The organism is Chamaesiphon sp. GL140_3_metabinner_50, from assembly GCF_025361915.1.
Lineage (GTDB): Bacteria > Cyanobacteriota > Cyanobacteriia > Cyanobacteriales > Chamaesiphonaceae > Chamaesiphon.
Map to the genome: position 1 here is coordinate 1 of NZ_JANYJC010000115.1, position 8,772 is coordinate 8,772.

An 8,772-nucleotide genomic window follows, 5' to 3' on the forward strand; every position below is an offset into this window, starting at 1 on the left:
GTAAATTTGGCCCATTCATCGAAACCGAAGCGGGGAATGCCTCCATTCCTAAAGATCTCACCCCTGCCGATCTCGCCCCAGAAACGATCGAGATGCTGATCAAACAAAAGAGCAGCACCCCCGATACCTTGGGCAACCACCCCGAAACTGGCGAACCGATTTATCCCAAACTCGGCCCCTTCGGCCCTTATGTCCAACTGGGCGACAAGGTTGAAGATAGTAAGAAAAAGCCCAAACAATCTTCCTTGCCCAAAGGCATGAAACTTGAAGATGTCACCCTCGAAATCGCCGTCGAACTCCTCAAACTCCCCCGCAGTTTAGGCACTCACCCCGAAACAGGTGGCAAACTCCAAACCAATCTAGGCAGATTCGGCCCCTATATCCTCTACGATCGCGGTAAAGAAGGCAAAGAGTATCGCTCGATCAAAGCACCCGACGACGTGCTGACAGTCACCCTAGAGCGGGCTGTAGAGATTCTAGCCGAACCTAAAGCCGTCCGTGGTGGTAAAAAAGAACCGCTCCGGACGATTGGCAACCATCCTGACGATAATGAACCCGTAGCGATTTTTGCTGGCCCTTACGGTAAATATATCAAGCATGGCAAAATTAACGCAGGCATTCCTGAAGGCGAAACAGTCGAAGGTATTAGCTTAGAAACCGCTCTGAGCCTACTGGTAGCCAAGGGTGGAACGGTGAAGAAAACCACAACTAAAAAGGCGACAACTACCAAGAAAACCACTGTGACTAAGGCAAAAGCCACTACAGCAAAAAAAACCACCGCAGCCAAGAAGACTACTACCGCCAAAAAAACGACTGCTAAATCGAAAACTAGCTAGTCTCGATCGGTTGGGAAGACAAGAATAACGATCTTATCTTCCCATTTTGGCACGATCGAATCTCAATTATCTGCCTACTCCCGTAGCCACATCAGCGAGAGTTAGTTGATAATGATAAAGATTCCAGTTTTTCAGACGATCGACATGTTCAGTCAAATTCCGCTCAGTTTAGTACTCATCAATGTTGGCGGGTTCCTCGCACTCGTTGGTTTTTTTGCATACGCGATCGACGATCCGACCTTCAATTTGATCGGGTTTTTCTATGGTATTCCCTTGTTCCTCGGCGGTTTGGCTCTCAAATCAGCAGAACTCGAACCAGTCCCCTTTACAAAGCTTACGCCTGCAAATTTAATTAAGCTCAGGGACGAACAAGCAACACCCACACTCCATCAAATTCGCAAAGATGTCACTCGCTTTCGCTACGGACAAGAAGCTCATTTAGATCTTGCTTTAGAAAAATTAGGCTTGGCTCCTAGCGATGACGACAGACCCATTCTTAGAGGTTTACAAGAATCAGAAGTCGGTGGTGCTTACGCCCTAACACTGCAATTTTACTCGCCATTTATGAGTCTTGATGTTTGGCAAGAAAAACGTGAAAAAATTGCTAAGTTTTTCGGCCCAGGTGTCGATGCTACCATCGAGCCAGATGAAGATAAAGAAGAAATTAATCTGACGTTAATTGTCGATCGCACCCCAGTTGCTGTCGCCGCTGCTTAAATAATTCAGACTTATTTTTCTAGTCTGACTGCATACCATTGCAAGTATTCTCCTGGTGCTAAGTCCAGCTCACAACTAGTATCTAGGAGATATTGCACCCGATTTTCTATGCCACTAATTGCCAGCACGTCGGGTGGTAATTCATCGGCAAATTTAGTAACAATTTCCTGAAGTTTCGCCGACATTTCTGCTGGCGTAAGGATCTGCTCCGGGCTGTCTGTTTCTAGCAACACATAAGCATCGTTATTAAACATTAAAGAGTCTGACATAAGATGAGGGGATAGGGAATAGGGAATAGGGGATAGTTAAACCTATCAATTTCTACTTCAAGATTATCGCTCCCGATCGATCTGCGAGATTATTTTTAATAAATACTATATTCTTCATTAGCTACACTTATTAACAAAATTTGGCAACCTCAATCTTCTTACTTCTTACTTCTTACTTCTTACTTGTTACTATCCACTATTCACTAATTTATGAATCCAATCCTCATCCTCAATTACGAAACAGCTCTAGAATCTTTGGGTGCTGACTACTATGATGACGTAGTAGCCGCCGAATTTCCCCAACAGATATTAAGGTTTAGAAATGACGACTTATTGGTGCAACTAGGATTAGACCCCACAGAAGTTAGCGACGAACATTTTACCGAAGCTTTCGGTAAATTTGTCAATCCCGCACATCCTTTTCTAGCTCTACGTTACCACGGTTATCAGTTTGGTGAGTACAATCCAGGATTGGGCGACGGTAGGGGGTTTCTGTACGGACAGGTGCGAGATATCGACGAAGAGCTGTATGACTTTGGTACCAAGGGTTCGGGGAGAACGCCTTATTCTCGCGGCGGCGATGGGATGCTAACGCTTAAAGGTGGCGTGCGCGAGGTATTGGCGGCGGAAGCCTTACATCAAATGGGAGTGAGAACTTCGCGCTGTTTGAGCATGGTAGAGACGGGTTTAGATCTATGGCGGGGAGACGAACCATCGCCGACGCGATCTTCGGTGATGGTACGATTTAGTCGATCGCATATTCGGTTTGGTACTTTCGAGCGGTTAAACTATCTCAAGCGTCCAGATTTGAGTCGGAAGTTATTAGACCACGTTATTAGCTATTATTATAGCCATTTGAGTAAGCTTGAAGGTGGCGAACGCTACGCTCGTTTTTATGCAGAATTAGTGCAAAAAGTCGCCGAATTAGTCGCCCAATGGATGGCGGTAGGTTTTTGCCATGCGGTACTCAATACCGATAATATGTCGATTACGGGCGAAAGTTTCGACTATGGCCCCTATGCGTTTTTACCTACTTATAATCCAGACTTTACTGCTGCTTATTTCGACCATTACGGACGCTATAGTTACGGCAACCAGCCTGGAATCTGTAAATTGAATTTAGAACTGCTCCAGCAGCCTTTAGGGGCAATAATAGACCCGGCGGAGATGACTACTGCGCTAGCTAAATTTGAGGACTATTATTTTCCGGCTTATAAAAAGCTGATGTTGCAGAAATTAGGCTTGACAGGTGATACTACTCCAGTCCGAGATGAGTTACTAGTGGCGACGCTACAATTATTAGCTGATACTCAAGTCGGGTACCATCAGTTTTTCTTCGATTTGAGTCAAGCCTTTAAATTAAGATGGCAACTAGATCTTAATTTAATCTTAAATGAGACTGAATTAATGCCAGAAATCGTCGGTAATTCGGGATATCATAAATGGTTGCAACTCTATCATCAAGCTTTGAGCGATCTACCTGAGTCTGAGTTAAATTCGGTAAGTAATATGCTCGATCGATCGAATCCCCAGACTATTCTACTACGTCCGCAAATCGAAGCGATTTGGGAACCAATTACTCAGGATAATAACTGGGAACCTTTTTATGCTTTGTTAGCTAAGATTAGAGCTGGTAATTAGTTATTTTTGGCGATCTAAAAGGATGTCTGAAAACTCAATTTTGTTAAGCATAAACCCTAGAAATCCCCCCTAGCCCCCCTTAAAAATGGGGGAACTGGATCCGGAAGTCCCCCTTTTGAAGGGGGATTTAGCGGCGTTTTTATTCGGGGGTTCCCCCCGAATAAAAAAACGACAAGACAGGGGGATTTACCCACTGTAACCGGAGCAATTAGACTTTTCAGACATCCTCTAAGATGAAGAATATTAACCGCAGAGGCGCAAAGAGCGCAGAGAAAGACAACAGAGATGAATCCAACTAATGAATTTTTAAAAACTGCACTCATTGTCGGTGGGGGACAGGGTATCGGTTTGGGTTTTGTACGGGGGTTACTTGACAAAACCGATGTCGATCGCGTTTATGCTACTTATCGGCGGTTAGAATCGGCGACAGAGCTGCTAGCGATAACAGATCCACGATTGTGTTGTTTGCAGATGGATATTACCGACGAAGCGCAAATTGCAGCGGTAGTTAATAAAATTCAGACTGAAACAACCGAACTGCACTATGTAATTAATTCGGTAGGTGTTTTACATGAAGGTGAGATGCAGCCAGAGAAGAGCTTGCGACATATTAACGCCGAACAACTAGTGCGCTACTTTCAAGTAAATAGCGTTGGGGCGATATTACTATTCAAACAAGTTCAGCCATTAATCAAGCATCAAAATCGATCGATATTAGCGACTATCTCAGCTAAAGTCGGTAGTATTAGCGATAATCAAATCGGTGGTTGGTATGGATACCGCGCTTCAAAAGCCGCGCTGAACATGTTTATTCGCAATACTGCGATCGAATATAAACGCACTTGTCCCCAAGCAATTTTAGTAGCACTCCATCCCGGTACGACAGATACCCGATTGTCGCTGCCTTTTCAGCGCAATGTGCCACCTGAAAAGTTATTTTCAGTCGATCGAAGTGTAGCACAATTATTAACTGTCATCGATGGCTTGGATGCTAGCGATAGTGGCGAATTCTTCTCTTGGGATGGCAGTCGTTTACAGTGGTAAGCCAAAATAGCTACTCATTTTGACAGACTAATATCGAGCCAGCACCTTTCGATCGAGCGATGCGATTTTGAATTAAATCGGCAGATAATGTATCTGAGATTTATCAAAATAACTTCTAAAACATGGCAGTAGATACCACTCATAACTCTGAATTAAATCCGCCCGATATTACGCCTTCGATCGGCACGACGATTAATAGCATCTTAATTTTATTACCTTTAACTCTCATTATTATCGGTCTTTACGCAGGAACGATTAATCCCTGACTATCTAAAACTGAAATGTAGGGTGGGCAGTGCCCACCATCTATGTTTCAGGCAATTTATATCTAACAAATATTTGCGCCTAACTAGTTCATCTAAAACTGAATATCCCTGTTTTTGTCAAAAAGAGGGAGCTTTAAAACTAAGCTAATGCTAATGCATTATTACAATGGTCGATAAGTCCGATAATTAATGCTGGGGAAAATATTATCCATCGTTTCGACTTTTTCCAGCCAACCGCTATCGACTTTCCGCGCTTGGAGATCTTCATAGAGTTTGTGGAACCGAACTAAGTGCGATCGGGTGCGGCGGATGGCATATGGTACCATTGTGCCAGTTCGCATAATAAACGCCCAGTCGGAAGATTGCGCTAGTAATAACTCGCGTGCGGCTTGATTGAGCGCGCGCCACTGCAATTCATCTTCTGGCTCCATTCGTGCTAATTCGATCATCCGTTCGGCACCCTTGTGGAGATGTGGATATACCCAGGCATTGGTTTCATTCAACCAGTACTCGTGGAAACCTTTATATCCCCAACTAGATTGAGACGGGCGACATACCTGCTGGGTAGGTTGAGCGCGGAGATAATCGGCTAAATGCGTCATCCCGTAGGTACTTTGATCGTGCCAAGATTTACGGAAGAAGAAATCGATAAACCAAGGGCCTTCATACCACCAGTGCCCGAATAATTCGGCATCGTAGGGCGATACGACTAGCGGCGGACGTTTCATCACCCCAGCGAGGTTTCCGACCTGTTGCTGGCGATTATACATGAAGTTCTGCGCGTGATCGGCGGCTTTCTCTTTCGCCCAATACGGATCGTAGAGAGCTTTCTCACCGCCAGTCTTGGAAGTAATTTTGTGGTATTTAATGCCGATATTTTTCCGCTGACCGTTGGGCATGATATACGGCTTAATATAGTCGTAATCTGCATCCCAGCCTAAATCTTTATAAAATTCTCGATATTCTGGCGCGCCAGGATACCCCACCATCGACGACCATACTTGCTGAGACGACTCCTGATCTCGTCCGAAGACGGCGACCCCAGACTCGGTAAAGATCGGTGCGTAGTTCCCGAAGCGCGGACGCGGACGTGCATACATCACCCCGTGTCCGTCGGTGAGGAAGTAGCGCAAGCCAGCATCGGCAATCATCCGATCCAGACCTTCATAATAGGCGCATTCTGGCAGCCAAATTCCTTTGGGCGCGCGACCGAAATTCTCTTCATAATGTTCGCACGCCACCCGCAGTTGCGACCATACCGCCTCAGGGTACATTCGCATCAACGGTAAATAACCGTGAGTCGCGCCGCAGGTAATGATTTCGAGGTTGTTACTATCTAAAAATCCTTTAAAGGCTTTAATTAAATCGCGATCGTGTCGTTCCCAAGTTTTCCGAATGGCGGCAAATTCTTTAACATAGTACTCTGCTAGGTACTTGATGTGTCCGTTATGCTCGTTGCTATCGATCTCTTTTTGAGCTAATTCTTCTAATTTGGCAAGATGTTCGTCATATCGCTCTTGCAAGAGCGGATCGCGGAGCATCGACACCAGTGGCGGTGTCATGCTCATGGTAATTTTAAAGTCGATTCCGTCCCGCTTTAATCCTTCAAAAACGTGGAGTAGGGGAATATATGTTTCGGTAATGGCTTCATACAGCCATTCTTCTTCAAGAACGAAATCGCTCTCAGGATGTCGAACGAAGGGGAGATGAGCGTGTAGTACTAACGCAACATAACCGAGTGGAGTACTCATAGAGATAGCATGTGGGAACGAATGGCAGTCGATAAGATAGTAAGATCCTACCGTTAATCTTATTTTAAGCTTTGCCGTCTCTTTTATTTATTATTTATTATTTGTGCTGCTGGCATTCACAGATCCGCGCTCTGAGTGCGGCTTTCCCCATCCGCCACTTTTGAGATCGCACATGAGAGTGAGCGATCGCTCTTATCGATTATTTTACAGAGACGCTACGCGAACGAATCGTGACATTTTTTTAAAAGATGTTAAAATTTTGTTATTAAAATTTAAGAATTAGTTCATAATTATAAATTAACTTTCAATTCTCTTACAGGAGAGGCTCCGCCAACCAGACTGAATGTCAACCGATCGCTATTCCCCCAGTCATACATCTAAATCTTTACAGTTGCTGCTGTTTCTCGACGATCGGATGGCTAGTTCTGTCTACAATCAAGAAATTCGTAATAGATTGGTAATGCTCAATACCGAGCAGTCGTTCGAGTTACAAGTTGTAGATGTTGTCAAACAACCAGACTTAGCCGAACACTATCGAGTCATTGCCACCCCAGCATTATTAAAGCTCTATCCTACTCCCCGTCAGATTTTAGCTGGGAGTAATTTGCTCGACCAAATCGATAACTGGTGGGAACGTTGGCAAGAGGAGCTATTTACTAGCGATAGCTTACCGGATCGAGATCGCGAAGCTGTCACTCCCGCTCCGCAGCCAAACGAACAGCTACTATTAAGCGATTCGATCGATTATGTCAGTAAACTAATTAAATTAACCGACGAAGTTTTTACGCTCAAACAAGAAAAAGCAGCGTTAGTCGATCGGTTAAAATTACAAGATCGGGCGATGTCTGTCTTGGCTCACGATCTGCGGAATCCGCTCACCGCAGCAGCCTTAGCATTAGGCACGCTGGAAATTATTCATAATCCCAACGATTATCGTGCTAACGCTTTAGAGCCAATTGCGATCGCTAAATTAATAGATCGCGCGCGCACTCAATTACACGCGATCGATCGGTTAGTTAATGATATCCTGCAACCATTAGCTACAAACGCACCTGAGTTCGCACTGTTACCCCAAAAGCTCGATCTGACTCAACTAGTTTCGGGGGTAGTTGCTCAACTAGATACCCAATTTCAAGCCAAAGCGCAACTAGTAACGACCGATATTCCCCAAGATTTGCCATTTGTCTATGGTGACGTGGATAAATTACGTCAGGCGATCGCCAATTTGCTCGACAATGCCAGCAAGTATACACCCGATCGCGGTCGCATCCACATCAGTGCCCTCCACCGTACGGCGCAAACCATTCAAGTTAGTATCGCTGATACTGGTTTGGGCATTCCTGAAAAAAATCACAAACTGATTTTTCAAGATCGGATCAGACTCGATCGCGATCTGTCACAATCGGGTTACGGCATCGGTTTAGCTGTCTGTCAGCGCATCGTCCGCGCCCATTACGGACAAATTTGGGTAGAATCTGTACTGGGTAAAGGGAGTGCGTTTAATTTTACGCTGTTGGTATATCAGGGGTAATGATTTTGGATTTTGGATTTTAGATTTTGGATTTTAGAAGTCTCCCTTTCCAAGGCTACGGTGTACACACAAGTCGGATGGACTTCGTTTTGAGATCTGAATCCCCCCTAACCCCCCTTAAAAAGGGGGGAACCGGATCCGGAAGTCCCCCTTTTGAAGGGGGATTTAGGGGGATTCCAGCAATTTCGCTTTCAGCTTATCTCTGTTGGCGATCTTTGCTGATGTGCGGAGAATCTGACAGGCTAAAATAGCCGCACCAAAGCCATTATCAATATTTACGACACCGACACCAGCGGCGCAGGAATTGAGCATTGTCAGTAGTGGTGCAATGCCGCCAAAGCTCGCACCGTAGCCAACGCTAGTCGGTACGGCAATTACCGGACAATCTGCTAAACCAGCGACGACGCTAGGTAAAGCTCCTTCCATGCCAGCGACGATAATTAAGACATCGGCATCGTCGATAATATGCCGATTGCTCAAGAGCCGATGAATTCCCGCTACGCCAACATCCCATAACTTCTCGACGGCAAAACCGCATAAGCTGGCGGTACAAGCTGCTTCCTCAGCCACGGGTAAATCGGCTGTGCCTGCGGTCAAAATGGTAATTTTGCCTGAATGTATCGGATCGATACTTAGGGGAGCGAGAGCGCAAATTCGCGCTGTTTGGTAATAGACTAGATCGGGAATCGATCGCTGCAGTTCGGCGTATACTGTTGG

At 45.3% G+C, this 8,772-nt stretch carries 9 protein-coding genes; 6 read left to right on the top strand and 3 right to left on the bottom strand.

Annotation, left to right across the window (positions count from 1 at the left end):
- Positions 1-836: topoisomerase C-terminal repeat-containing protein (locus Q0R35_RS06150; RefSeq protein WP_295615213.1), on the top strand; the 836-nt coding region annotated here is incomplete at its 5' end.
- Positions 837-980: 144 nt separating this feature from the next.
- Entirely contained in the window at positions 981-1,553 is a 573-nt protein-coding gene (locus Q0R35_RS06155) for a DUF2854 domain-containing protein (RefSeq protein WP_295615221.1), read from the top strand.
- Between the two features lie 11 nt (positions 1,554-1,564).
- On the opposite strand, the gene Q0R35_RS06160 is transcribed toward Q0R35_RS06155, so the two are convergent.
- Positions 1,565-1,822: a chlororespiratory reduction protein 7 gene (locus Q0R35_RS06160; protein WP_295615214.1), complete on the bottom strand. Its 258-nt coding sequence runs from the start codon at positions 1,820-1,822 to the stop codon at positions 1,565-1,567.
- Between the two features lie 210 nt (positions 1,823-2,032).
- Between Q0R35_RS06160 and Q0R35_RS06165 the strand changes: the two genes are divergently transcribed.
- The 3 genes from Q0R35_RS06165 (at position 2,033) to Q0R35_RS06175 (ending at position 4,773) form a co-directional block, all read left to right on the top strand.
- The gene (locus Q0R35_RS06165; RefSeq protein ID WP_295615215.1) at positions 2,033-3,463 is read left to right on the top strand and encodes a YdiU family protein; all 1,431 of its coding nucleotides are present in this window, start codon (positions 2,033-2,035) and stop codon (positions 3,461-3,463) included.
- 285 nt (positions 3,464-3,748) lie between these two features.
- Positions 3,749-4,507: an SDR family NAD(P)-dependent oxidoreductase gene (locus Q0R35_RS06170; protein WP_295615216.1), complete on the top strand. Its 759-nt coding sequence runs from the start codon at positions 3,749-3,751 to the stop codon at positions 4,505-4,507.
- Between the two features lie 122 nt (positions 4,508-4,629).
- Entirely contained in the window at positions 4,630-4,773 is a 144-nt protein-coding gene (locus Q0R35_RS06175) for a purine permease (protein WP_295615217.1), read from the top strand.
- A gap of 161 nt (positions 4,774-4,934) precedes the next feature.
- On the opposite strand, the gene Q0R35_RS06180 is transcribed toward Q0R35_RS06175, so the two are convergent.
- A complete protein-coding gene (locus Q0R35_RS06180; protein WP_295615218.1) occupies positions 4,935-6,524 on the bottom strand; it encodes a glycoside hydrolase family 57 protein in 1,590 nt (529 codons plus the stop codon).
- A gap of 343 nt (positions 6,525-6,867) precedes the next feature.
- On the opposite strand from Q0R35_RS06180, the gene Q0R35_RS06185 reads away from it, so the two are divergent.
- Entirely contained in the window at positions 6,868-8,055 is a 1,188-nt protein-coding gene (locus Q0R35_RS06185) for a histidine kinase (RefSeq protein WP_295615219.1), read from the top strand.
- A gap of 165 nt (positions 8,056-8,220) precedes the next feature.
- Here Q0R35_RS06185 and larB read toward each other — a convergent pair.
- On the bottom strand, positions 8,221-8,772 hold a 552-nt coding region (larB, locus tag Q0R35_RS06190; protein WP_295615220.1), incomplete at its 5' end, for a nickel pincer cofactor biosynthesis protein LarB.